Consider the following 26,220-nt stretch of genomic DNA (forward strand, 5'->3'; position numbering starts at 1 on the left):
ACGCTGCCAGTTGTGTGCAGAGCCGCGAAAGCTGACACTCGCGCCTCCATTCATCCATCGCGCACTACAGGGATATTCCGCACATGGCTGCTTCAAATAAATGGCTGATGTCGTCAGTCGCTTATTACCTCGACTTTTTTACCGTTCCGCTGTTCGTCGCCCTTGCCCTTTACCTCGCGCCATTTGACCTTACCCTCGCCCTTGCCGGCTTGCTGGCCTGGACCTTGGTGGAGTATTCGGCGCACCGTTTCCTGTTCCACTCGCTGTATCGCCGCGAGCATTGGACCCACCATCTCGACGTGCTGGCCTACATCGGCGTGTCCAGCTGGAAAACCAGTTCGACCTTCGCCGTGCTGTTGCTGCTCGCCTGGTCCACCGGCCTCACCTCGGCGTTTATCGGCGCGGTGACGGGCTATTTCGTCTACATCTCGCTGCACTACGTGATGCACCGCCCGCAGCATTGGGCCTACGCCTTTATTCCGGGATTGGTGGCCAATCACGACCTGCACCATCGCAAAGGCATCGAGAAGAACTTCGGTGTGTCTTCGCCGCTGTGGGACCATGTGTTTCGCACTTACATTCGAACAGGGCGCGCCTGAACCGCCTCATGGCGATTGTTTTTATTACGAACAAATCTAGCCGCCCATACACCTGCGCCGCCAACCTTATCTAGGCTCTAGCCCGTGCCAGGAGGCGCATTGAAGAGTCCATGACGGACCCACTGTCTCTCGGCGCCTGATGCCTAGGAGATACCGATGAGAATGGAAACCCATCGCCCCCGGCCCGGGTTCGGCTGTGCGCTGTTTGGCGCGTTGCTGAGCCCCCTGGTCGTCGCGGCCCCCACGTTGTCTACACAAATACCCTTCGATGTCACGGCGACCCCGCCCTTCTCTCTCGACAGCCTGCAAGCCAACTTCGATGAAATGTCGTGGCAGACGTTCATCGCGCTGAACTGGCCGGCCCTGGACACGGGTCAACCCAATAGTGCTGTACAGATCGGCCAGCAGGACGCGGCCACCGTGTGGGAAAGCTATAAGGAGAGCTATCAGATATTCCTGGCCCAAGGGCAGAAGCCGCTGCCTTTTCATGCGCCCGCCAGCGTGCCGAAAGCCTGTGAAGGCAAGGGCTCCGGGCGCTTGCTGCAACAGATGGGCAAGGTTCCGGATGTGCTCGACGAGTTTATCCAGCCGTTTGAAAGCGGCCCCCTGGTGGACCAGAGCGGCGTGTACACGCGCAATGAAATCGTGGTCAACCAAGCCATGTTCGACGGCATCGTCAACAACGGCCTCTACAGCATCCAGGGCCAACAGGCGTTTTTTGCCGCCAGCCCGACCAATGCGGTGGCGTTCAGTTGCGGTAACCCGAGCACCAGTGAGGTGGGTTCGCTGATGGTCAAGGCCTCGTGGAAGGTGTTGGACGGCAACGACAATCCCGCCAGCTTCCATAGTGTCGATGCCCTGGTGTATACGCCGGGTAACAGCGACCCGAGCAAGGGGCCGGTGGTGGCCGAGTCCTGCGTGGCCGAACCGGTCGGGCTGGTGGGCCTGCATATCGTGCACAAGACCACCAGCGCGCCGCAGTGGGTGTGGTCGACCTTCGAGCACGTCGACAATGTGCCGGAAAAGACCACGCCGCCCGCCGAGCGCAAAGGTCCGTACCTGTTCTATAACGCCAGCAGCCAGGCCGCGGTCAACCAGCCGCCGCCCCGGCCATGGAACCCGGCGGTGAAGGCCACGCCCTCGCAGATCGTGCGCGAGATACCGTTGACGGATGAAACCAAGGCCCTCAACACCGCCTACCAGACCCTGCTGCGCACGGTGAATCCCAACAGCGTATGGGCCAACTATCAGCTGATCAGCACCCAGTGGCCGACGCTCAGCGGCCAGCCGCCGTGCCAGATCTCCGCAACCCGGCCGCTGGGCAACCCGGCGCCGTCGTTCCTCGCCAATGCCACGCTGGAGACCTATATCCAGGGCACCGTGCCCCAGGCGTCGTCCAGTTGCATCGCCTGTCACGGCAATGCCGCCACCCAAGTGACCCAGTCGCCGCGCACCAGCTTCGCGGACTTCACCTACCTGCTCGAGCGCGCCCAATCCACCGGTGCGACAAGGAGTCAGCCATGAGTACCGACCTGGACAATTTCACTGGCCTGAGCGTGGTGCTCACCGGCATCGACCAGGAACTGCTGGCGCCCTCGGTGGACCCCATCGGCCTGCCCAGCACCTTTCTCAACTTCATCGGCCCGCGTGTCGGGCAAAGCGTGCTCAGCGCCCTGCTGGCCCAGTACGCCGCGCTGGCGGCCGAGCAGGCGACACCGCAGCAAATCGGTACCGCGATCCTGATGCAGAACGGCCAGCCAGCCCCCACGCAAACCGCCCAGGTGGCACGCGCGCTCATGAAGCTCTGGCTGCTGGGCGTGTGGTACCAGCCGTATACCCAGGGTGCGTTCCCGCTCGGCGAGCAAACCGTGGTGAGTGACGAGGCCTACACCCAGAGCTGGGCGTGGAGTATTGCCCAGGCCCACCCCATGGGCTACAGCGAGTTCTTCTTCGGCTACTGGAACAGCCCGCCGCCCAGCCTGCAAGACTTCACCGGGGTTACCGCCAGCACGCAGCCAGGAGCATCGTCATGAGTAGCGAACAAGCAGATGTGGTGATTGTCGGTGCGGGCCTTGCGGGCAGCCTGATTGCCTATCAATTGGGCCTGGCCGGGGTGCAAGTGCTGGTGCTGGAATCGGGGCCGGAGATCCCGCCCAATCGTAACCAGTACCTGGAGCGTTTCTATACCGCGACGTTGAAGACCCCCGAATCACCCTACCCGCCGGTGAGCACCCTGAGCCCGGCGCGCAACCCCGCCGAACAGAACGCACCGCGCGCGACCATCGCCGACCTGATCAACGGCTGGAACAACCCCGACATCAGCTACCTGGTACAAAAAGGCCCGCTGCCGTTCACCAGTACCTATGAGCGCGTGGGCGGCGGCACTACCTGGCATTGGGTCGCCACCTGCCTGCGTATGTTGCCGAATGACTTCAAGATGAAGACGCTGTACGGCGTAGGGGTGGACTGGCCGATCAGCTACAACGACCTGCAAAGCGCGTATTGCCGTGCCGAGGCGGAAATCGGTGTGGCGGCGAACGTGGCCGACCAGGCGTACCTGGGCATTACCTTCCCGGCCAACTATGAATACCCGATGACCAGCATCCCGCTGTCGCTGGTCGATGGCAGCTTCGTCAGCGCGGTGCAGGGCCAGTCGTTCGAGGGCCTGCCCCTGGTGGTCAGCCCGACGCCGGCCGGGCGCAACTCCCAGCCGTATGCCGGGCGACGGGTGTGCGCAGGCAACACCAACTGCACGCCGATCTGCCCGATCCAGGCCAAGTACGATGCCACGGTGACCATGAACTACGCCCTCAACACCGGCAATGTGCGGGTGCTGTACAAGACCGTGGCGAGCAAGGTCACCGTGGCGGCGGACAACAGCATCAGCGGTATCGAGTTCATCCAGTATCAGCTCGGCGATGGGCCACCGACCGGCACCGGCGTGGCCGTGGGGCAACGTTATGTGATTGCCGCCCATGCCATCGAGACGCCCAAGTTGCTGCTCAACTCCACCAGCAGCGCCTGGCCCAACGGCGTGGCCAACAGCAGCGGCCAGGTCGGGCGCAGCCTGGCGGACCACCCGATCTACCTGGCCTGGGGCCTGATGCCCGAGGGCAAGACGGTGTTCCCGTATCGCGGCCCGGTGTCCACCTCCGGTATCGAAAGCCTGCGCGACGGCGCCTTCCGCAGCCAGCGCGCGGCCTGGCGGATCGAAATCGGCAACGAGGGCTTCAACTGGCCGATCGGCGACCCCTACACCACCGTCGCCGACCTGATCGATGGCACCAACGTCAGCCACACCAACCCGCTGCCAAACGGCACGGGCGCGCCCCAGGTGCTGTTCGGCACGGCGCTGGTGCAACAGCTGAACAACCTGCTTACCCGGCAATTTCGGATAGGTTTCCTGGTGGAGCAAGTGGAGGAAGATCCCAATAACGCCAACTGCTATATCGTGCCCTCCGCCCAATACAAGGACCGCCTGGGCATCCCGCGCCCGGAAATCCATTACGACCTGTCCGACTACACCAAGGAAGGCTTCAAACAGGCGCGGATCCTGGCCAGCCATGTCATCACCGAACTGCTTGGGGCTACCGAACTGACTGCCGACATCCCGCCCGGGGTGTTCATCTACCAAGGGCAATCCTATTCGTTCCAGGGGGCCGGGCATTTGATGGGCACCTACCGCATGGGGGACGACCCCAAGACCTCGGTGGTGGACAAGAGCCAACGCAGTTGGGACCACAACAACCTGTTCCTGGTGGGTGATGGCGTGTTCCCCACCACCGGCACCTCCAACCCGAGCCTGACCATCGCCGCGCTGTCGATCCAGGCCGGCGACACCCTGTGCAACGAGCTCAAGGCCGCGACGGTACAGGTGCAAGCCAACCAGCCATGGCAAGGCACCGGCGTGCAGATCAGCGGCCCGAGCCCGCGCCTGGTGCGGTATGTCAGCGGCAAGTGGCTGGCCAGCCCGGTGGGCGGCCTGGTCGATGGCAACGGCAGCCCCGGGCTGATCGCCAAGGCGGGCTACACCTTGCCGGGCGCCAATGAGGGGGCGCTGATTGGCCGGGTGAGCAGCAGCGGGACACCGTTTCTGGTGGGTGACCTGGCGGAGATTCCGGCGGGGCAGACCGGGGAATTGCAGCTGTGTATCAACGATGATCTGGAGGGGCGTTATGGCATTGGCTTGGGGGATAACCAGGGGGCGCTGACGGTACAGGTGGGGTTCGGTACCGTGTAAAAACCAGGGGCTGCGAGTGCAGCTGGCTCGCAGCCCTGGTGCTCTAAAGCGAATGCCAGGCAGGTCCTCGGCATTTCACATACCGTGATGGTGCTCTAGTTCGTCCCCACCCATCTGTTTCCTTTCTTTCTTAGTCAGCGGCATGTGCAGGTCCACATAGTGCTCACGCACGCGCTGCGCAAGCTCATGAACGTACTCCTCATCTTCGATAGCGATCATGAACAGGCGCAGGGGAAGCTCACCGGTCTCGCCACTGCCCAGAATCTGCAGCGCCTCATCAATGGTTTCGAACGGTTCACCGATGTCCGAATGGGCGTCACATAGACCAAAACTGATAAAGCTCGCCCAATCCCACCCCGTCTCGCGCACGTCCACGGGCAGGTAAGTGCCATCCGGCTTTTTACCCGCCGTGAGCAACAACTGCTCCAACGCTTGGGCAGAGCTGACCGTTGGAACAGCGCAGGCCAATTGCAGGTTCGCCGACTCGTGATAGAACAGGTAATACCCTCCCCGCTGCAACGTGGAGAGCTTGGGTAACTGGCCTTTTCTACTGCCGACATCGGCAACCCAGTCCTTTGCCCGCTTGGCTTGCAAAAGCACGGCTTTGCGACAGACCAGACCACCAATATTCAATGAAATGATTACGCCAAGATCGGCACCCAAGCGGCTTTCTTCGGGGGTACCCGCCAGTTGTAACGTGCCGAGGAAAGACTGGGACATGGGGTAGCCGAACTGCGGGATCTGTTTGGATGCCCAGCCAGTGAGCCAGTGTTCGACATAGGCACTGAACCGACCATTTAAAAGATCTTCAATAGCCGCCGCGCTGTTCAGGAACCTGGCCATTTCCTGTTCGCACTGAAACATCGCCCAGTAGATCGCCCAGAGCACATCGTTGGACAGGTGAGTGGGTGACGTTGCCAATTGGCTCAACAGTTGCCACTGATCGGCGGTTTGACGACATTGCAGCAGCTCACTGGCTGGGCCGCTGTGCATGTTGGCCGCCGCCAGGCTGGCGCAAGCCGCAACAATGTTGGGAAAGCCGCCCGTCACCGCGACGCCGAAGTGATCCCGATTGGCGCGTTTTCGAATAGCTTCGGCCCGTGTGCGCAACGCGCCATAGGCTGCCTTATCCGGTGTTTTTTGAAATACCAGTTGTGCCAGATAGTGATGGGCCTGTGGCATATCTGCCTTGCGCACAAAGTCTATGACGCGGGCGAAGGTAATGGCGAAATCAGGAGCCAGCCATCCGTCCCCGCTTGCGGCGGCCAAAGCCTTCGTCGCCGCCAACTTGAAGTCATTCAACTGACGCTGGGCTTTAATCAGCTTCTCCAGTAGCGCCTTGAGTCTGAGCTGTTCCTCGCGCTGGGCGGCGACGTCGCGGTTGTGCTGGTCGATGTCACTGGCGCGCTTCGCAGTGACGGTTGGCTCATCGAACGCCAACACAGCCTGCTCATGCTTGAGCCGGGCGGCCTTGAGTTCACGGGACGCCTGACGCGTATCCAAAGGGTTGAGCAGCCAACCGAGCCCGTACCCTTTGTTTTTCTGCTGTTTGAACCTCTGCAGGCACTTCTGCACGCGCGCCAGGGTCGGTGCCAGGGCTTCGAGGCGTTCCCTTTCGGCGCTGCGGGTACTCAGGCCGTTGATGTAGGTGACTGTCGCTTGAGCTTGGGTGATTCGCTCGGACAAGGTTGTGAGGGTCTGGCTGAGCGAAAGCGAAAAGGTGTCGCTCTGTATCCTGAGATTCTTACGCAGCGACGGTTGGAGCATGGTCATGAATGACTTCCTGGTCGAAATAACGGCGTGCGTCATAGTAACCATACGGCTGCCGAAATCGACGTTGCTTGCACGCTGTGCAACAGTCCTTTGTCATCACGCCCATTGATAGCCCCCTAACGAAAGCCCCATGCTAGAGGGCTAATCTCGCGCTTATATCATTCCGAATGATAGTTACCTTTGCTTCATTCGATTCGTGACATACCGCCTCGCCGCGCATGATCCGCCCATCTCAAATACATTGGCGGATGCACCTCATGGAACAGTCACTCAAACATTTGCGCTTCCCCCTGGCGATCCTGGCCGTGGTGGTGATGAGCGCGTGCGGCAAGACCCCGGAACAAGCGGCCGCCATGCCACCGGCAAAAGTCAGCGTGGCCAAGGTGCTTGAGCAGCCGGTCAACGAGTGGGATGAATTCACCGGTCGCCTGGAAGCACCCGAAACCGTACAGATTCGTCCACGGGTCTCTGGCCAGATTGACCAAGTCGCTTTCACCGAAGGCGCTTTGGTCAAGAAAGGCGACCTGCTGTTCCAGATCGACCCGCGTCCGTTCCAGGCCGAAGTGCGCCGCCTGGAAGCCCAACTGGCTCAAACCAAAGCCGCCGCCACCCGCAGCGACAACGAAGCCCAGCGCGGCGAACGCCTGCGCCAGAGCAATGCGATTTCCGCCGAACTGGCCGACTCGCGCACCACCGCCGCCCAGGAAGCCCGCGCCGCCGTCGCCGGGATCCAGGCGCAGTTGGACCTGGCCAAGCTGAACCTGAGCTTCACCCGCGTGACTTCGCCGATCAGCGGCCGCGTCAGCCGTGCGGAAATCACCGCCGGCAACCTGGTGACCGCCGACGTTACCGCGCTGACCAGCGTGGTCTCCACCGACAAGGTCTACGCCTACTTCGACGCCGATGAACGTGTGTACCTCAAGTACACCGAGCTGGCTCGCCAAGGCCGCCGTGGTGCGACCACCCCGGTGTACCTGGGCCTGTCGAATGAAACCGGCAACCCGCACCTGGGCCAGATGAACTTCGTCGACAACCAGGTCAACCCGGCCACCGGCACCATCCGTGGGCGCGCCGTGTTCGATAACAGCAAGGGCGAATACACCCCTGGCCTGTATGCACGCCTGAAGCTGGTCGGCAGCGGCACCTACTCCGCCGTGCTGATCAACGACGAGGCCGTCGGCACCGACCTGGGCAAAAAGTTCGTGCTGGTGATGGAAGGCGACAAGCCGGCGTATCGCGCGGTGGAACTGGGGCCGAAGATCGAAGGCCTGCGCATCGTGCGCAGCGGCCTGAACAAGGACGACACCATTATCGTCAAGGGCCTGCAACGCGCGCGCCCCGGCTCGCCGGTCGCCCCGGAAACCATTCCGATGGCCAGCAAGGAAACCCTCGCCGCCTTGGCCCAACAACGACAAGCGCTTGAAGCCAGCAACCTGGAGCAAGTGGCGCCGGAAAAAACCGCGCCCAAGCTCGCAGCCGTTGCGTCTCCACGCGGTTAAGGGATACGACTCAAGATGAATTTTTCCAAGTTCTTCATTTCACGGCCGATCTTCGCAGCGGTGCTGTCGCTGTTGATCCTGATCGCCGGCGCGATCTCGCTGTTCCAATTGCCGATCAGCGAATACCCGGAAGTCGTGCCGCCGACCGTGGTGGTGCGTGCCAACTTCCCGGGCGCCAACCCCAAGGTCATCGGTGAAACCGTGGCCGCGCCGCTGGAGCAAGCCATCACCGGCGTCGAGGGCATGCTGTACATGTCCTCGCAATCGACGGCCGACGGCAAGCTGACCCTGACCATCACCTTCGCCCTGGGCACCGACCTGGACAATGCGCAGGTGCAGGTGCAAAACCGGGTGACGCGGACTCAGCCAAAACTGCCTGAGGAAGTGACGCGCATCGGTATCACCGTGGACAAGGCCTCCCCCGACCTGACCATGGTGGTGCACTTGACCTCCCCGGATCAGCGCTACGACATGCTGTACCTGTCCAACTACGCGATCCTCAATATCAAGGATGAGCTGGCCCGCCTGGGCGGCGTCGGCGACGTGCAGCTGTTCGGCATGGGCGACTACTCCCTGCGTGTCTGGCTGGATCCGAACAAGACCGCCTCGCGCAACCTGACCGCCACCGATGTGGTTACCGCGATCCGCGAACAGAACCGCCAGGTGGCAGCCGGTGCCCTGGGCGCCCAGCCTGCACCGTCTGACACCAGCTTCCAGTTGTCGGTCAACACCCAGGGCCGCCTGGTGACCGAGGAAGAGTTCGAGAACATTGTGATCCGCGCCGGCGCCAACGGTGAAATCACGCGCCTCAGGGACATTGCCCGGGTCGAATTGGGGTCGAGCCAATACGCACTGCGCTCGCTGATCGACAACCAGCCGGCCGTCGCGATTCCGATTTTCCAACGCCCCGGCTCCAATGCCATCGACATCTCCAACGATGTGCGCGCCAAGATGGCCGAGCTGAAAAAGAGCTTCCCGGCCGGCATGGATTACCGCATCGCCTATGACCCGACGATCTTTGTGCGCGGTTCCATCGAAGCGGTGGTGCACACCCTGTTCGAAGCGCTGATCCTTGTGGTGCTGGTGGTGATCCTGTTCCTGCAGACCTGGCGCGCCTCGATCATTCCGTTGGTGGCGGTGCCGGTTTCGTTGATCGGGACCTTTGCGGTGATGCACCTGTTCGGGTTCTCCCTCAACGCGCTGTCGCTGTTCGGATTGGTACTGGCCATCGGTATCGTGGTGGACGACGCCATCGTGGTGGTGGAGAACGTCGAACGTAATATCGAGCTGGGCCTGGAGCCGTTCCCGGCGACTGAAAAGGCCATGAGCGAAGTGACCGGCCCGATCATCGCCACGGCGCTGGTGCTGTGTGCGGTGTTCATTCCAGCGGCGTTTATCAGTGGCTTGACCGGGCAGTTCTACAAACAGTTCGCCTTGACCATTGCGATCTCGACGGTGATCTCGGCGTTTAACTCGCTGACCCTGTCCCCTGCCCTGGCCGCCGTGTTGCTACGCGGTCACGACGCACCGAAGGATCGTTTCTCGAAGGTCCTCGACAAGCTCCTCGGTGGCTGGCTGTTCCGTCCCTTCAACCGCTTTTTCGAAAAATCCAGCCATGGCTACGTGAGTACCGTACGCCGGGTGATTCGCGGCACGGGCATTGCCCTGTTCGTGTACGCCGGCCTGATGGTGCTGACCTTTTTCGGGTTTGCCCACACCCCGACCGGCTTCGTACCGGCCCAGGACAAGCAATACCTGGTGGCCTTCGCCCAACTGCCCGACGCTGCGAGCCTGGACCGCACCGAAAACGTGATGAAGCGCATGTCGGAGATCGCCCTGAAGCAGCCCGGTGTGGAAGCTGCGATTGCCTTCCCCGGCCTGTCGATCAACGGGTTCACCAACAGCCCGAACAGCGGCATCGTGTTCGTGACCTTGAAGCCGTTCGATGAGCGTAAAGACCCGAGCATGTCCGCCGGGGCGATTGCCGGTGCGTTGAATGGCCAGTACGCCAACATCGAAGAAGCCTACATGGCGATCTTCCCTCCACCGCCGGTACAGGGCCTGGGCACCATCGGCGGGTTCCGCCTGCAGATCGAAGACCGTGGCAACCTCGGCTATGACGAGCTGTACAAAGAAGTGCAGAACGTCATCACCAAGAGCCGTGGCGTGCCCGAGTTGTTCGGCCTGTTCACCAGCTACACGGTCAACGTGCCCCAGGTCGATGCCGCCATCGACCGCGAAAAGGCCAAGACCCACGGCGTGGCGATCAGCGACATCTTCGACACCCTGCAGGTCTACCTGGGCTCGTTGTATGCCAACGACTTCAACCGCTTCGGGCGTACCTACCAGGTCAACGTGCAGGCTGAGCAACAGTTCCGCCAGGACGCCGACCAGATCGGCCAGCTGAAAGTACGCAACAACAAGGGCGAAATGATCCCGCTGGCGACCTTCATCAAGGTCAGCGACACCTCGGGGCCGGACCGCGTGATGCACTACAACGGCTTTATCACCGCTGAAATCAACGGCAACGCAGCACCGGGCTACAGCTCCGGCCAGGCCCAGGCGGCGATTGAAAAACTGTTGAAGGATGAACTGCCCAACGGCATGACCTACGAGTGGACCGACCTGACCTATCAGCAAATCCTCTCGGGCAACACCGCGCTGTTCGTGTTCCCGCTCTGCGTACTGCTGGCGTTCCTGGTCCTGGCCGCCCAATACGAAAGCTGGAGCCTGCCGCTGGCGGTGATCCTGATCGTCCCGATGACGCTGCTGTCGGCCATTACCGGGGTGATCATCTCCGGTAGCGACAACAACATCTTCACCCAGATCGGCCTGATCGTACTGGTGGGCCTGGCGTGCAAGAACGCGATTCTGATCGTCGAGTTCGCCAAGGACAAACAGCAGGAAGGCCTCGACCCGCTCGCTGCGGTACTGGAAGCCTGCCGCCTGCGTCTGCGGCCGATCCTGATGACCTCGTTCGCCTTCATCATGGGTGTGGTGCCACTGGTGTTGTCCAGCGGTGCCGGTGCCGAGATGCGTCATGCCATGGGCGTGGCGGTGTTCTCCGGGATGATCGGGGTGACCTTCTTCGGTCTGTTGCTGACACCAGTGTTCTACGTACTGATCCGTCGCTATGTGGAGCGCAGCGAAGCGCGCAAAGCGGCCAAGGCCTTGAAGCTGGAGACACAGCAATGAGTGTGAAAGTATTCCTGCCGAGCTTGCTGGTCCTGGCGCTGAGCGCCTGTGCCGTGGGCCCGGACTACAAAACCCAGACCCCGGAGGCGGCGAACATCACCGCCGCCGCGGACGCCAAGCAGTATGACCACGCCAAGTTCGAAGGCATCTGGTGGCAGCAGTTCGACGACCCGACCCTCAACCAGCTGGTCACGCAATCGCTGCAAGGTAACCGTGATCTGCGCGTGGCGTTTGCCCGTCTGCGTGCTGCCCGTGCAATCCGCGATGACGCCAGCAATGACGCCATGCCGACCATTACCAGCCGCGTCAGCAGCGACCAGGGCAAGGGCCAGATCCCCGGCCAGACGACTAGCCGGGTCAAGACCGAGCGGTACGACCTGGGCCTGGACATGGCCTGGGAACTTGACCTGTTCGGGCGCATCCAGCGCAACCTGGAGGCCACCGATGCCGACCAGCAAGCCGCCGAGGCCGACCTGTACCAACTGCAAGTTACCCTGATTGCAGAACTGGTGGACGCCTACGGTCAACTGCGCGGCGCGCAACTGCGTGAACGCATCGCTCTCGACAACCTGAAGAACCAGCAGGACTCGCGCACCATCACCGTCAGCCTGCGGGATGCCGGTGTGGGTGACCAACTCGACGTGGAGCGTGCCGACGCACGCCTCGCCGCAGTGGAAGCCAGCGTGCCGCAACTGCAGGCCGAACAGGTGCGTGAGCGCAACCGCATCGCCACCCTCCTCGGCCAGCGCCCCGACAAGCTGAGCGTGGACCTGGGCCCGAAAGACCTGCCGGCGATTGCCAAGGCGTTGCCGATCGGCGACCCGGGGCAACTGCTGCAACGGCGCCCGGACATCCTCAGCGCCGAACGCAAACTGGCCGCCGCCACCGCGCGTATCGGCGTGGCCAAGGCCGACCTGTTCCCACGGGTCAGCCTCAGCGGGTTCCTCGGCTTCACCGCCGGGCGCGGTTCGCAGATCGGGTCATCCGCCGCGAATGCCTGGGCCCTTGGCCCGAGCATCACCTGGGCCGCCTTCGACCTGGGCAGCGTACGCGCCCGTCTGCGTGGCGCAGACGCCGAAGCCGATGGCGCCCTGGCGACCTACGAGCAGCAAGTGCTGCTGGCGCTGGAAGAGTCCGAGAATGCCTTCAGCGATTACGGCAAGCGTCAGCAACGCCTGGTCTCGCTGATCCGCCAAAGCGAATCCAGCCGCGCCGCCGCCGACCTCGCCGCGATCCGCTACCGCGAAGGCACCGTGGACTTCCTCGTCCTGCTCGACGCGCAACGGGAACGCCTGGCCGCCGAAGACTCCCAGGCCCAGGCCGAAGTGGACCTGTATCGCGGGATTGTGGCGATCTACAAGGCGCTGGGGGGTGGCTGGAAGCCGGACACCGTCGTGGCGACTGCGAAGTAACGTAAAGAGCTCCTTTGGTTGGTCGCATCCAGCCAATTTTTAGCCCCGTGGTCCGTTTGGTCATGGGGCTTTTTTTGTAGCGTCCTAAAATATTGAAAGTTACTTCTGTAAGTGAAACAAGAAGTCCTTCGTAGGTAATTTCCTAATACCGCGCTACACCTGGCAATCAGGAGTACATGCTTTTTATTGCAGCTGCCACTTCTTCTGCAATACAGAAAATGAGGTCTTCTAAAATAAATGCATGCACCTTAAACTTCAAATATCTTCAGTTTGAAAGACAGACATTCAAATAAAAATGAGCACCCTGACCCCACTCAAAGACAAGCACGACAACCTATATTACTCCTTATCAATTTTTATGAACATGGATGTCCAAAGAAGCCTGTTTGTACTTTATCTGCTGCAACTTGGAATCACACAAGGAGAAATAGGCATTCTTCAATCTTTTTTATTCTTCTCTTCCGTAGCGTTAGAAATCCCATCCGGTTTGCTCGCGGATCGATATGGTCGTAAATATTCTCTCATACTCGGCTTTTTAGGGCTATTTATAAGCGGCATTGGATTTCTGCTATTTTCCTCCTTTATTCCTTTCGCCATAATATTTTGTCTGTTCGGCGCCAGCATTGCCATCGGCTCCGGTTCGGACAGGGCATTACTGTATGATAACTTACTGGCCCAGCATCGCGCCGAAGAGTATCCTAAAATACTCTCACGCGCCCGTGCCATTGGTGCGATTTCATTAGGCTTATCTATGCTGCTTGGTGGCGTATTACAAGACACATGGTCTTGGAACAGTGTTTATATTTGTTTTGCGGTATCAAAGCTCATTGGAGCTGTTGTTGTGACATTCATTCCCGAAATGAAGCTCCCGGCCTTCTCACTGAATTTGAATAAAAAAATTCACAAAAGTAATGAAAAAACGGAGGGACATCTCACCTCGCTGATTAATTTTTTTCGGTCTAAAAAAGGCGCATTTCTTATACCTTTGTTTATTGGATATGCTTTATTCGAGCTTTCAACGATCCCCTTGTTCATCTATGGCCAACCCTTTTTTTCCATGCAGGGTTTAGAGGTACCTATCATCGCTGGCATTTATGCTGCTGTTGAAGCCCTATCGGCATTAATGTTCATGGCTGCTGGCTTTTTTTGTTCTCGTTTTTCTCTCGGCATAATTGCTTTCTCTACCACCCTTATTACCACCTTTCTTCTTTTCATTCTTTCATTGAATATCGGTACAACCACTTCGGTCGCGAGCTTCCTTCTAATCATGTCGCTTCCTGCCATATATGAAACCTCATACGAAACCTATATTCATGACAATATTGAGTCACACATCCGAGCATCCTGCCTCTCTGTTGCAAACCTGGTCAACTCAGTCATTATCGGCATCTCCTATACTATTTTCGGTGGATTATTAGATGCGTATGGGTTCTCACACAGTTTGATGATAGTTGCAGCCTCTTGCTTTATTGGTTTATTGGGTGTCAGCGCAACATTGCTGTTAGGTGGTCGAAAAACCCATTTAAAAAAACAAGAAGCTTGACCCCCCCCAAATACACGCTCTTACACCCTACGTTTGATCATTAAGAATCAAACTGCGGTAATGCCCAGGATTGGACCCCACCCACTTGCGAAACGCCTTATAAAACGAACTGGTATCGGCAAACCCCAACCGCGCCGCAATCTCGGCAAAGCTGATCTGCGGTTCGGCCAGCCACACAATCGCCAATTCCTTGCGCACGCTGTCCTTGAGTCCCTGATAGCTCTGCCCTTCTTCCGCCAGGCGGCGGCGCAGGGTCGAGGCGGAGATACAGTGAATGGCAGCAAGGCTCTCGGTTTCAGGCCAGGTGTCGGGAGGCATTTGCCGCAGGTCGTGCTTGATGCGCGTAGCCAGGCTGTCGGGGTTGCGGTATTTGACCAGGATGTTGGCCGGCGCGTGGGCGAGGAAGCGCTTGAGTTCTTCCGGGCTGCGCTTGATCGGCAGGTCCAGGCAGTCGGCGGAGAAGATCATGCGGGTGCGTGGCCGATCAAAACGCAGGTTGTCGGAAAACATCACCTGGTAGTCATCGCAAAAGTCCGGCTGCGGGCAGCGCAGTTCGATGGCCAGGATCGGGATGCGCCGGCCTGCCAGCCAGCAGGCGACGCCGTGCACGATCATCCAGTAGGTGAAATAGGTGAATGCGCGCTTGGGCGCCGGCTCGGGTTCGAGCAACACGATTTCCGCCAGGCTCTGTTGGCGCACCAACTGGGCCGGCAGGTGTTCCAGCATCAGCGAGAGGAACCCCAGGCCGGTGTGCAGGCCCGCTGCCAGGCTGGGTTGTGCAATGGCGGCGCGACAGAGGAACTCCAGGCTACCGGACTTGAGCTTGCGCGGGTCCATGCCGAAGAACTCATCGTCCATGCGCCTGGCCAGCAGACGCCACAAACGGGCGTAGGCGGTGGCCGGAACGCGGGCCACGGGCTGTTCCAGCAATGCCGGCTCGATCCCGACCTTGCTCAAGGCTTCGACGGTGGCCGGCCCCGGTGCGCAGCTCTGCAACAAAGCTTCGCGCACAAGATGGATGGAGATGGTGTCTTTTTCCGACATGGGAGGTTGGGCAATCCGGCGGCGTTATCGATGCCGCGCATCATAAGGTGGCTTGCGATTCGCCACCACCGTTCAGCCATTGTTCAGCAAACGTCAAGTTTTCCTGTTTAGCAATGAGTATCATTATGTTACAACTTAGCTTCCTATCTACTTAAGCTGCGGTGCCCGATGCTTGTTCCCTTTTTAATCATGCTGCGCGAAGGCATTGAAGCCGCGCTGATCGTCGGCATCATCGCCAGTTATCTGCAACAAACCGGCCGCGGCCAGTGGATGCCGGCGGTATGGATCGGCGTGTTCCTCGCCGCGGCCCTGGCCTTGCTGGTGGGCGGTGGCCTGGAACTGGTCAGTGCCGAGTTTCCGCAGAAGCAGCAGGAATTGTTCGAAGGCATCGTCGGCCTGGTCGCCGTGGGCATCCTCAGCTCCATGGTGTTCTGGATGCGCAAGGTCGCGCGTTCCATCAAGCATTCGCTGCACGCCTCCCTTGATCAGGCGTTGACCGGCTCCAAACACCAGGTTACGGCATTGATCCTCATGGTGTTCTTCGCCGTCGCTCGTGAAGGCCTGGAAACCGTGTTCTTCCTGCTGGCGGTGTTCCAACAGAGCGAGGGCCCAGGCGCACCGATTGGCGCCCTGCTCGGCCTGGTCCTGGCGATCATCGTCGGCTTCCTGATCTACACCGGCAGCATGCGCCTGAACCTCGGTGCATTTTTCCGCTGGACCGGACTGTTCATCCTCGTGGTCGCCGCCGGCATCCTCGCCAATTCGGTGCAAGCCCTGCATGAAGCGGGCGTGTGGAACCACTGGCAGACCGTGCTGTTCGATTTCAGCGCCGCATTGCCGATGGACAGCCCCCTGGGCTCAGTGCTGGCCGGCATGTTCGGCTACCAGGAAGCGCCGACCATCAGCACCTTGGGCGCCTATCTGGTTTATCTGGTGGTGGCGCTGGTGATGTTTTTCCTGCCCGCGGCACCGGCCAAGCCTGCCGCCCGCCCTTCTTCCGTTTCCAGCCAGTAAGGACCGTCTCTTGTCCAACCCAACGCCTCAACCCGCTTCGCCCCCCGCGCCCTGCGCTGGGCGGTGGCCGGCTCGGTGGTCGTGATGATCGCCGCCGGTGGCCTGTTCTATTACGCCTCGCAACTGGCGGCCAGCAAGCGCCAGACCAACCACGATGAAATCGCCGTGACCATCCATGGCCATGCCTGCGAGCCCAATGCACTGACGGTGCCGGCCGGCCGGGCGAGCTTTCGCATCATCAACCGCTCTGACCGGGCGGTGGAGTGGGAAATCCTCGACGGCGTGCTGGTGGTCGAAGAGCGCGAAAACATCGCCCCCGGCCTGAGCCAGGTGATCAACGCCAACCTGCTGCCTGGCGACTATGCAATTACCTGCGGCCTGCTGAGCAACCCGCGCGGCACCCTGCATGTGACGCCAACCGCAGAATCCGACGCCCAGGCCAAGGCCAAGCCGTCGATGGTGGCGTTTATCGGCCCGCTGTCGGAGTTTCGTGTGTACCTGAGCAGCCAGGGCAGTGCCCTGGTCAAGGCCGTGACCGCCCTGCAACAGGCGATCAACGCCGGTGACCTGGCTCAGGCACAAGCGCTGTATGTGCCGGCCCGTGAGGCTTACCAACGTCTGGCCCCGGCCTCGCAACGCCTGGCCGAGCTGGACAACGCCATCAACGCCCGTGCCGATTACTTTGAAAAACGCGAGCAAGACCCGGCCTTCAGCGGCTTCCATCGCCTCGAATACAGCCTGTTCCAGCAACGCAGCCTCGATGGCCTGGGGCCGATTGCGCAGCGCCTGGTGAGCGATGTCACCCGCCTCAAACAGCAGTTGCTGGCGCAGTCGCTGCCGCCGGAACAACTGGTGAGCATCGTGGTGCGCAACCTCAACAGCCTGGCGGATGTACGCGCCATCAGCGGTGAAGAAGAGCGCTACAGCCATGTCGACCTGAATGGTTTCGCCGCCAACCTGGAGGCCGCGCGCAAGGTGGTCGAGCTGATGCGTCCGCTGCTGACCAAGTCCGCCGCCGACCTGCTGCCGACAGTCGACAGCGCCCTCGCCGCCTTCGATGCCGAGCTCCAGGGTTTCAAGCTCGACAAGGGCTATGCCACGTACGACAGCGTTACCGCCGATCAGCGCAAGCAGATCGCCGACAAGGCCAAGGCTCTGGCCGCCGCACTCGATGGAATCGACCCCGCCCTTGGCCTTTCCGGCCTGCAGTGAAGACGACCGCACACATGAGTGATTCAGAACAGTTTTCAGCCCAACGTCGCCGTGTCCTCCTGGGCATGGCTGCCACCGGTGCCGCCATCGCCGGCAGCACTCTGACCTGCCCGGCCATGGCGGCCGCCGCCGAGCAAGTCACCACCGCACCGCGCAGCGACAAGACCCAGGACCACCACGATTTTTTCGGCCAGCACCAGAGCGGCATCGTCACCCCACGCCCCGCCTGCGGCATGGTCGTGGCGTTCGACGTCCTGGCCAGTGACCGCGAAGACCTGGAGCGCCTGTTCCGCACCTTGAACGAGCGCATCGGTTTCCTGATGACCGGTGGCACCGTGCCCCAGGTCGACCCGAAACTGCCGCCCACCGATTCCGGCATCCTCGGCCCGGTGGTCACGCCGGATAACCTGACCATCACCGTGTCGGTCGGCGCATCGTTGTTCGATGAGCGCTTCGGCCTGGCCGCCGTCAAACCCAAGCGCCTGATCCGCATGGTGGGCTTCCCCAACGATGCGCTGGAACCGGCGCAGTGCCACGGCGACCTGAGCCTGCAATTCAGCTCCAACACCCCGGACACCAATATCCACGCCCTGCGCGACATCGTGAAAAACCTGCCCGACCTGCTGCTGGTGCGCTGGAAGCAGGAAGGCAGCGTGCCGCCCCAGGCACCGGCCAAGCCCGGCGAACCGGCACAAAGCGCGCGCAACTTCCTGGGTTTCCGCGACGGCTCGGCCAACCCGAACTCCAACGACAACAAGGCCATGGACCAGATTGTGTGGGTCCAACCCGGCAGCGACGAACCGAGCTGGGCGGCCCATGGCAGCTACCAGGCGGTGCGCATCATCCGCAACTTCGTCGAACGCTGGGACCGCACGCCGCTGCAAGAGCAGGAAAGCATCATCGGCCGCGTGAAGACCAGCGGCGCGCCCATGGATGGCCAGAAAGAATCCCAGGTGCCCGACTACAGCAAGGACCCGGAAGGCAAGCTGACCAAGCTCGATGCCCATATCCGCTTGGCCAACCCGCGCACCCCGCCGACCCAGGCCAACCTGATCCTGCGTCGGCCGTTCAACTACTCCAACGGCGTCAATAAAAACGGTCAGCTGGACATGGGGCTGTTGTTCATCTGCTACCAGGCTGACCTGGAGAAAGGCTTTATCAGCGTGCAAACCCGGCTCAACGGCGAACCCCTGGAGGAATACCTCAAGCCGGTCGGCGGCGGGTACTTCTTCACCTTGCCGGGGGTCACGGGCCCCAAGGATTTCATCGGGCGCACGCTGCTCGCTGCAACGCCTCCTCAAACCACTGCCCACACCTAAAACAAACCAGAGCGGAACACGTCCCATGAAGAAGTCGACTATCGCGTTGTCGTTGTTAATGACCCTTTCGCCGCTGGCAGCGTTTGCCGCTACCGCGCCGTTGGACCTGGTAGGCCCGGTGTCGGACTACAAGATCTACGTCACCGAAGAAATCGGCGAGCTGGTCACTCAGACCCAGGCCTTTACCGACGCCATCAACCAAGGCGACCTGGCCACCGCCAAGAAGCTCTACGCGCCGACCCGCGTGCACTATGAGTCCATCGAGCCGATCGCCGAGCTGTTCAGCGACTTGGACGCATCAATTGACTCCCGTGTCGATGACCACGAAAAAGGCGTGACCGCCGAAGACTTCACCGGTTTCCACCGCATCGAGTACGCGCTGTTCTCGCAGAACTCGACCAAGGGACTGGAAGCCCTGACGGCCAAGCTCAACACCGACGTCAACGACCTGAAAACCCGTGTCGATGGCCTGACTTTCCCGCCGGAGAAAGTTGTCGGCGGTGCCGCAGCGTTGCTGGAAGAAGTCGCCGCCACCAAGATCTCCGGTGAAGAAGACCGCTACAGCCACACCGACCTGTATGACTTCCAGGGCAACATCGACGGCGCGAAGAAAATCGTCGACCTGTTCCGTGGCCAGATCGAGAAACAGGACAAGGCCTTCCTGGCCAAGGTCGACAAGAACTTCGCCAGCGTGGACAAGATCCTGGCCAAGTACAAGACCAAGGACGGCGGCTTCGAGACCTATGACAAGGTCAAGGAAAACGACCGCAAGGCACTGGTGGGTCCGGTCAACACCCTGGCCGAAGACCTGTCGACCCTGCGTGGCAAGCTGGGCCTGAACTGATCCGTGGCTGTCCAGGCTCGCAGCGAGCCTGGGCGGCCCCTATCAGTCCCGAACCCTGAAATGCTTCAAGGGTGCACCCTCAGGCTCGCCAGAGCTGGGATTGATCACATACCACCCGGCGTTTTTCTGGATCGCCTGGACTTCAAGATCCCCCACGTTGCCTGTTCGAGCGCCCGACACAGCCTTGAACGATCGAATGCCTCCCGGGAAGAGGCAACCTTGTACGCCCACCGCCCAACGACACTTCTCGAATGCCGTGGTCGGCATATAGAGACCGGGCGCCAGGCGAGCGACTTCACCGTTCCTGATTTTGCGTAGCGCATAAACGGTTTTCGACCCGGATTTGAACACGTCAATCGTACCGTCCAGGGGATTGAACAGGCTACGCAGCAACGGTGCGGTGCCTTTGAGCCCTGGCAGGCTGAATGACTTGCCATTGAACAGCACCAGCTTTTTTACGCCACGCAAAAATCGGCTAGCCCCACTCAGCCCGCCTGTGGCGGCGAACGACGCGAAATCAATCAGTAAGCCCTTGAGTCCCTCCTTCACATTGCCGTGTGCAATATCTGAAATCGCACCCACAAACGGGATCAGGCTCAGCATCATACGGGCGTTCTCGGCGTTGAACAGCTGAGTGCCGGAGGTAAACGGATAGGTGCGTCGGCTCTGTAAACCCGGGGGCTGGTTGGCAAACTCAATCAGCGTCGCACGCTTGCCGTCAAAGCTGTGGGCCAGCAAAGCGCTGACAATTTGCTGGGTTTTGGTTGAAGCAAAGGTATCGGGCACACGCCGGATCGCCCTATCCCCAGGGCGTAGCTGCGGCGTCGGCGGCAGTTCTGTGGGTACTTTCTCGATAATCACCTTCGATTTGGCACCCGCACGCGGCAGCGAACCTGAACGGTAGGCCTCTACATCGAAGGCTTGCTCAGTCCCCAGCCGGAACGGCCTGCGCACATAAGCAAATGGCCCGTGGGGCTTGCGGCCTTCTTCGACGGTACCATCGAGTTTCAATCGATAAGGCAAATCGGTGCGCTTGACCATCTGCATTGATCGCGGGAACACCTCGTAGTAACCGAACCTTGGCTCGACCGCGCCCGTTTCATAACGCGGCAGCAGGCCATGCTTGCCACAGTGTTCGTCGACCTTGGAGTCGGGGCCCTGATCGTCCTCCAGGGCTTCCCCGGTTTCCTGGCGTACGGTGAAAAACTCTATGTTGCCTGACTCAAGCGCCAGACGTTCCTGCGCGGGCAACTGGGCAATCATCAGTTTCAGCGCAGTAGCCTGAGCCACGCGGGTATCGGCAATGTGCTGATCGACGGCGGCCGCCACCAATGGGGCGATCTCTGGCACCTGCCGGATGCGCGCCTCGAACGTTGCCTGGGAAATCCTGGGATGGATGAACCGGTAGCGTCGCTCCCCATTGATCCGTGCATTGAGCCAATGATCGACGGCCAGCAACGGGTCATCGCGAACCTGCTCCGTCAGAATGACATCGGTCAGCAACGGCCGACGGGATTCCAGATGCGCATGCTGGCGAGGTTCAAAAGGCACGTCCGTGTCCAGTTCAAGCCTGAATCCACGCAGTTCATCGGCGGTCATTTCCGGGAACAACGACAGCAGCCGCTCGATCAGCAAGCTGCGCTGAGTCGGCGGTTCTTTCGTCAGTGTGCTGAAGGCCTCGCGGATCTGCTTCTCCCGCGCGGTAAAGGCCTGTGTCGCGGCCTGATAATCCCCTGGAGAGTATTGGTTGTCGTGGGTCATGGGGAAAATGCCGGTCATGACCGCCCAGTCCAACAAGGGCCTGGTCGCCAGGGTCTTGAGCAGCGCCTCTTGTGTGGCACCACCCGCGTCAAGGCGCGCGAGTGCCATGATTTGCGTAAGGTTCATCAATCGCGAACTGCCCGCGCCGGACAGTGCATCGGCTATTGCGCAGCCCAGGCGCATTTCCAGCCAGCCGGTGGAGCCGATCTTGATGCTTTGCGGGTCACGGTTGAAGGCCTGCGCGGCCTCCGTCGGCACACCCGGATCGGCCTTGATCAGCATCTCCGGTGCAGACTGGGCCAGGAACAGGTGGGCGAACAGGGACGACAGCGTGGCATCGACCCCCTTGCTTTCCAGGTGTTTTTCCACGTCCTGGCGCACATCCTTGAGCGTGCGGCCCAGGTTGCCTGGCTGGTAAAGCCAATACCCGGCCACTACGCCTGGCCGGCCCGGCACTGGAGCGTTCACACTCAGCTTCAGCGCCGCCGCCAGGAGTTGATGGCGCTTGGCTTTACTCAAGGGCTGACCGTCGGCCACGGCGTAAAGCTTCAGGCGCGTGGCCAATTCGTCGGCCTTGGCGATGCAGGGTGGCGAATCGAAAAAGTCGGCAAGACGGCGGTCCGGATCATGGGGCGATTGCTCGACCACACTGGAGCCGGTAAAGCGTCCAAGCAATGCCACCACCGCTGGCGCCATGCCTTTCAACACCTCGCGATCATCGGCCGACAACGCGGCACCCACGCTCTGCTCATAGGGCAGCATGACCGCATAATCGCCTGCCGACAGCGGCGGCGGGAACGACGTATTGAACCAACTCAATGTGGCACGCACGTCACTCACCGTCTGCGGCGCATCAGGGGCATAAAACGCCAACGCCTGCCGCGCGTCATAGGTGCGAGTGCTGTACAGGGCATTCCCGGTCTTGCCACTCATGCGCAGCAAATCATCGAGATTCGAGTTCATCTGGCGAGCCGACTGTTGTGCTTCTTCGCTGCCGGTGGCCAGGGCTTTCTGGATTTCCTCGTCGAAATACGCCTGCAGCGATTGCCATTGACCGGCAGCGTTGCGCATCTGCAGGGCCCCCTCGGACAACCGGTATGCGCGGCCCTCTCCCGCGTCCCCCACGTTCGCCAGGAAATCCTGGAAGGTCGGCGTCGCCAGAAAGGCATTGAACTGCTTTCGTGGCTCTTGGCTGAGTTGATCCAGGGTCGATCCCCTCGCAATGGAGACCGTATGATCATCCAGCTTGAGTGATTCACCGCCCTCCTTGCCCTCGATTATCGGCTGCAATTGGCCAACCAATTGCCTGCGCACTGCCTGATCATCGCCCTGTTGCAGCAGGTGCTTGAACTGTTTCTCCCACTGGTCACGCAAGGAGGAAGAAATCGCGGGCCATCCCTCGCGCTTGAGTTGTGTGCCCAATGCCGCCGCGGCCCGCTCATTGAGCGGCGGCCTTACGCCGTAGAAATCCAGCACCACGTCACGCGGCACTGCACTTTGAGTCGGGCTCATAGCAACTGGCACCCCCAAGTCATTGGGAGAAAGAACCTGCTGGATGGCGTGGATCTTGGTACTGACCTCCCACCAGCCCGAACCATCCGTTAATGTAAACCGCTCAAAGGTATCCTTGCCCTCACGCGTCACCATGCCTGCCACCGAATCTCGAAACACGCGCACGGTCGATAGCTTCAACCCCTTGGCTTCAAACCAGGCTTGCACGGCCGGTTCAGTGATTGCGGCGTTGTATAGCTGGAGAAAGGGGGCGATGGACGCATTGGGCGGGATGAGGTTTTCGGGCGGACTGCCCGTGGTCAGCCACTGAACCAGCCGTTTGTGCAACGTGGTATCCGCGACAGCGGCGACAGCGGCGCTGGGGAAATTGCGCCGTGACGTTACGGTATCGGATACAGCACGTTGGGACCGGCTGTCAGGGACCGCGACAGGGTGCAACACCGCCGCCTGGGAGGGCGCCTGAAACTCACTGAGCGCCGGGACAGTACTGCTGAATCGAGTGGTGTACATATCTATTAACCCCTGGCCAATTGAACGGCGAGAGTTCTCGTCCCTTAGAACAGTCAATAGACAACGTACAGCACACGCCAAAGACGCTGCAGAGGCAAAGTCTCAACACATCGAGCCTGCCGCAACGCACCCGTTACTAGAGAATTCGGTACAACAACCGCTCGATTCGTACACGGCTGACCCGGCGCAAAAACTTGCCGACGGCCTCGGGATAATCCACCAGGGTTTGCAAATCCTGGTAACGCTCGATCCGCGTGGTGTGCTGGAAAATCTGCGCCAGCTCCGTGCGTCGCGGCTCCAGCCACTGGCCTTGGGGGTCATCGACGAGCAAGGCGTTTTCCAGGTCGAGACGAAACGCCCGTGGGTTGAGGTTGTTGCCGGTGAGCAAGGTGTAGCGCTGATCGACCCACATGCCCTTGAGGTGGTAGGTGTTGTCGCCGTCGCGCCACAGATGCAGGTTCAACTGGCCGCTGTCGATCACCGGTTGATGACGCTTGGCAAAGCGGCGCAGGCTGATTTCGTACAGGTACGGCAGTGCCGAGATCACCTTGAAGGGTTCGCTGGGCGGGATGTAGAAATCGTTGGCGGTCTTGTCGCCGACGATGATGTCGACCTTCACCCCGCGCGCCAGGGCGCGGTTTATTTCGCGGGTCACCGGCAGCGGCAGGTTGAAGTACGGCGTGCAGATGGTCAGTTGATGCCGGGCACTGGCGATCAGTTCGAGAATCACGCGGTTCAACGGGTTGTTCTTGCCCACGCCGAGCAACGGGCTGACAGACAGGTGGCCGTTGGGCAACTGCCCTGCGGTGGTGTCGTAGGCCGCGTGCTTGAGCCGGCTGCGCAGGTCGCCGATGTCGTTGCGCAGGCTGCGGGTGGTCGGCGGGTTCGGCAGGTCGAGGCGGTGCACGGCCTTGGAGGCCACCAGGCCGTGCTCCACCAAGTGCTGCATGGAATCCGCCAGGGGCTGGCTGTGGATCAGGTGGTAACGGTCGAAGCGGTATTTATCGAACTTGTGCAGGTACACGTTGTTCAGGCTGGCACCGCTGTACAACACGCTGTCATCGATCACAAAGCCCTTGAGGTGCAGCACGCCGAACAGCTCGCGGGTTTGCACCGGTACGCCGTACACCGGCACTTCACTGGCATGGCGCTGCGTCATGGCCTGGTACCAGGCGCTGTTGCCCGGTTGCTTGCCGGCGCCGATCAGCCCGCGCTGGGCGCGCAGCCAGTCGACCACCACCACGATGTCCAGCTCCGGCCGTGCGGCCTTGGCGGCGTGCAGGGCGTCGTAGATCTCCTGCCCTGCCTCGTCTTGCTGCAGGTACAACGCGACGATGTAGATGCGGCGGGTGGCCTGGGCAATGTTCTCCAGCAGGCAGCGACGGAACGCGTCAGCGCCGGACAGCACGTCAATGGCGTCGGGGGTCAGGGGAAAACCGCGCAGTTTGGGCAACAGGGAGCGTTTGAAGAACGACGGCATAAGGCTCGCAATGGGTCGAATCCGAAGAGGCCCCGAGCTTACACCATGGGGGTGCTCAGGTCTCGCAGTGGCAGAGAGTAAAATTCCTGTTGACCAAGAAGAACGATCGTTCTACTTTAGAAGCCATGAACGACATGACCCAGAATGAAACCCGCGACATTATCCTCGACGTCACCGAGAAGTTGATCTATCGCCACGGCATCGCCGCCACCGGCATGGACTTCCTGGTGAAAACCGCCGGCGTCTCGCGAAAAAGTATTTACCGTTACTTCGCCAATAAAGATGAGTTGGTGATCGCGGCCCTGCAGCGCCGTGACGAGCGCTGGATGCACTGGCTGCGCGGCGAAGTGGAGCGCGTCGATGGCAGCGGCGCACGCTTGCTCGCGCTGTTCGACGCGCTCAAGGCCTGGTTCGGCTCGGCGGATTTTCGCGGCTGCGCCTTTATCAACACCAGTGGTGAAACCGGCGACCCGCACGACCCGGTTCGCCTGCTGGCCAAGGCCCATAAACAGAAACTGTTCGAGTACGCACTCGAACTGTGCCAAGCACATGGCACCCCCGACCCCGAACGGCAGGCCGCGCAACTGCTGATCCTGATCGATGGCGCCATTACCGTTGCCCTGGTCATGGGTGATTCAACAGCTGCCGATAATGCGCAATGCATGGCGCGAACGTTATTGGGACTGTGAACCCACCCGCCTGGCAACTTTCGATAACGCTGTATGGTTTTGAGGAGCCGCCTGATGTCATCTACCGCAGAAACACGTCCGCCCTTGCCGCCGTTTACCCGTGAATCGGCGATTGAAAAAGTGCGCCTGGCCGAAGACGGCTGGAATTCCCGCGACCCGCACCGGGTGTCGCTGGCTTACACCCTGGACACGCAATGGCGTAACCGTGCCGAATTCGCCCATAACCGCGAAGAGGCCAAGGGCTTTCTCACGCGCAAATGGGCCAGGGAGCTGGATTATCGGCTGATCAAGGAGCTATGGGCCTTTACCGACAACCGCATCGCCGTGCGCTATGCCTACGAATGGCACGACGACTCGGGTAACTGGTTCCGCTCCTATGGCAATGAGAACTGGGAGTTCGACGAGAATGGCCTGATGGCCAATCGTTTTGCCTGCATCAACGACCTGCCGATCAAGGAGAGCGAACGCAAGTTCCACTGGCCGCTGGGACGGCGCCCGGATGAGCATCCGGGGTTGTCCGAACTCGGGCTTTGACTGAAGCCGCAAGCTTGAAACTTCAAGCTTGCGGCTCATT

17 protein-coding genes and 1 pseudogene are annotated in these 26,220 nt (G+C 60.7%); 14 read left to right on the plus strand and 4 right to left on the minus strand.

The features are described 5' to 3' along the window. Nucleotides 1-83 precede the first annotated feature (83 nt). From NIBR502773_RS00615 to NIBR502773_RS00630, 4 genes are all read left to right on the plus strand, one after another. Nucleotides 84-599 carry a sterol desaturase family protein gene (locus NIBR502773_RS00615; protein ID WP_115486122.1) on the plus strand — a complete coding sequence of 172 codons (516 nt, stop codon included), beginning with the start codon at nt 84-86 and terminating at the stop codon, nt 597-599. Between the two features lie 156 nt (nt 600-755). Further along, the gene (locus NIBR502773_RS00620; protein ID WP_141155060.1) at nt 756-2,123 is read left to right on the plus strand and encodes a cytochrome C; all 1,368 of its coding nucleotides are present in this window, start codon (nt 756-758) and stop codon (nt 2,121-2,123) included. Next, nucleotides 2,120-2,632 (plus strand): sorbitol dehydrogenase, encoded by a 513-nt coding sequence (locus NIBR502773_RS00625; RefSeq protein ID WP_141155061.1) that lies wholly within the window; start codon nt 2,120-2,122, stop codon nt 2,630-2,632. Before NIBR502773_RS00620 ends, NIBR502773_RS00625 begins: the two co-directional genes overlap by 4 nt. Then, complete coding sequence (locus tag NIBR502773_RS00630) at nt 2,629-4,839, plus strand: GMC family oxidoreductase (protein ID WP_141155062.1); 2,211 nt, start codon at nt 2,629-2,631, stop codon at nt 4,837-4,839. The genes NIBR502773_RS00625 and NIBR502773_RS00630 overlap by 4 nt, the downstream gene beginning before the upstream one ends. 75 nt (nt 4,840-4,914) lie before the next feature. Here the strand turns inward: NIBR502773_RS00630 and NIBR502773_RS00635 are convergent, their stop codons facing one another. After that, on the minus strand, nt 4,915-6,612 hold the full coding sequence (locus NIBR502773_RS00635; RefSeq protein ID WP_141155063.1) for a hypothetical protein: 1,698 nt from the start codon (nt 6,610-6,612) through the stop codon (nt 4,915-4,917). Between the two features lie 257 nt (nt 6,613-6,869). On the opposite strand from NIBR502773_RS00635, the gene mexE reads away from it, so the two are divergent. The 4 genes from mexE (at nt 6,870) to NIBR502773_RS00655 (ending at nt 14,261) form a co-directional block, all read left to right on the plus strand. Further along, nucleotides 6,870-8,111 (plus strand): multidrug efflux RND transporter periplasmic adaptor subunit MexE, encoded by a 1,242-nt coding sequence (gene mexE, locus NIBR502773_RS00640; RefSeq protein WP_065927800.1) that lies wholly within the window; start codon nt 6,870-6,872, stop codon nt 8,109-8,111. Nucleotides 8,112-8,126: 15 nt separating this feature from the next. After that, nucleotides 8,127-11,306 carry an efflux RND transporter permease subunit gene (locus NIBR502773_RS00645; protein WP_065927735.1) on the plus strand — a complete coding sequence of 1,060 codons (3,180 nt, stop codon included), beginning with the start codon at nt 8,127-8,129 and terminating at the stop codon, nt 11,304-11,306. After that, nucleotides 11,303-12,718 carry an efflux transporter outer membrane subunit gene (locus NIBR502773_RS00650; protein ID WP_141155064.1) on the plus strand — a complete coding sequence of 472 codons (1,416 nt, stop codon included), beginning with the start codon at nt 11,303-11,305 and terminating at the stop codon, nt 12,716-12,718. The genes NIBR502773_RS00645 and NIBR502773_RS00650 overlap by 4 nt, the downstream gene beginning before the upstream one ends. 295 nt (nt 12,719-13,013) lie before the next feature. Beyond that, a complete protein-coding gene (locus tag NIBR502773_RS00655) occupies nt 13,014-14,261 on the plus strand; it encodes an MFS transporter (protein ID WP_257228100.1) in 1,248 nt (415 codons plus the stop codon). Nucleotides 14,262-14,288: 27 nt separating this feature from the next. On the opposite strand, the gene NIBR502773_RS00660 is transcribed toward NIBR502773_RS00655, so the two are convergent. Beyond that, nucleotides 14,289-15,305, minus strand: coding sequence for an AraC family transcriptional regulator (locus tag NIBR502773_RS00660; protein WP_141155065.1), 1,017 nt, complete (start codon nt 15,303-15,305; stop codon nt 14,289-14,291). A 168-nt stretch (nt 15,306-15,473) separates the two neighbouring features. Between NIBR502773_RS00660 and efeU the strand changes: the two genes are divergently transcribed. The 4 genes and pseudogenes from efeU to efeO (NIBR502773_RS00680) all read left to right on the plus strand — a co-directional run bounded on the left by efeU (nt 15,474) and on the right by efeO (NIBR502773_RS00680) (nt 19,694). Continuing rightward, complete coding sequence (efeU, locus tag NIBR502773_RS00665) at nt 15,474-16,319, plus strand: iron uptake transporter permease EfeU (protein ID WP_115486130.1); 846 nt, start codon at nt 15,474-15,476, stop codon at nt 16,317-16,319. Nucleotides 16,320-16,329: 10 nt separating this feature from the next. Further along, nucleotides 16,330-17,531, plus strand: a pseudogene (efeO, locus tag NIBR502773_RS00670) (iron uptake system protein EfeO). A 14-nt stretch (nt 17,532-17,545) separates the two neighbouring features. Next, the gene (gene efeB, locus NIBR502773_RS00675; RefSeq protein WP_141155067.1) at nt 17,546-18,850 is read left to right on the plus strand and encodes an iron uptake transporter deferrochelatase/peroxidase subunit; all 1,305 of its coding nucleotides are present in this window, start codon (nt 17,546-17,548) and stop codon (nt 18,848-18,850) included. 25 nt (nt 18,851-18,875) lie between these two features. Then, on the plus strand, nt 18,876-19,694 hold the full coding sequence (efeO, locus tag NIBR502773_RS00680; protein WP_141155068.1) for an iron uptake system protein EfeO: 819 nt from the start codon (nt 18,876-18,878) through the stop codon (nt 19,692-19,694). A 42-nt stretch (nt 19,695-19,736) separates the two neighbouring features. On the opposite strand, the gene NIBR502773_RS00685 is transcribed toward efeO (NIBR502773_RS00680), so the two are convergent. Together NIBR502773_RS00685 and pssA are read right to left on the minus strand one after the other, a co-directional pair. Further along, nucleotides 19,737-23,477: a hypothetical protein gene (locus NIBR502773_RS00685; RefSeq protein WP_257228102.1), complete on the minus strand. Its 3,741-nt coding sequence runs from the start codon at nt 23,475-23,477 to the stop codon at nt 19,737-19,739. Between the two features lie 136 nt (nt 23,478-23,613). Then, the gene (gene pssA, locus NIBR502773_RS00690; RefSeq protein WP_065941336.1) at nt 23,614-24,957 is read right to left on the minus strand and encodes a CDP-diacylglycerol--serine O-phosphatidyltransferase; all 1,344 of its coding nucleotides are present in this window, start codon (nt 24,955-24,957) and stop codon (nt 23,614-23,616) included. A 125-nt stretch (nt 24,958-25,082) separates the two neighbouring features. Here pssA and NIBR502773_RS00695 point away from each other — a divergent pair, with 125 nt between their 5' ends. Next, entirely contained in the window at nt 25,083-25,646 is a 564-nt protein-coding gene (locus NIBR502773_RS00695; RefSeq protein WP_065941335.1) for a TetR/AcrR family transcriptional regulator, read from the plus strand. A 54-nt stretch (nt 25,647-25,700) separates the two neighbouring features. Beyond that, complete coding sequence (locus NIBR502773_RS00700; RefSeq protein ID WP_141155069.1) at nt 25,701-26,180, plus strand: nuclear transport factor 2 family protein; 480 nt, start codon at nt 25,701-25,703, stop codon at nt 26,178-26,180. The last annotated feature ends 40 nt before the right edge of the window (nt 26,181-26,220 follow it).

Origin of the sequence: Pseudomonas sp. NIBRBAC000502773, from assembly GCF_006517195.1 — a bacterium.
In the GTDB taxonomy this organism is placed as follows: Bacteria; Pseudomonadota; Gammaproteobacteria; order Pseudomonadales; family Pseudomonadaceae; genus Aquipseudomonas; species Aquipseudomonas marginalis.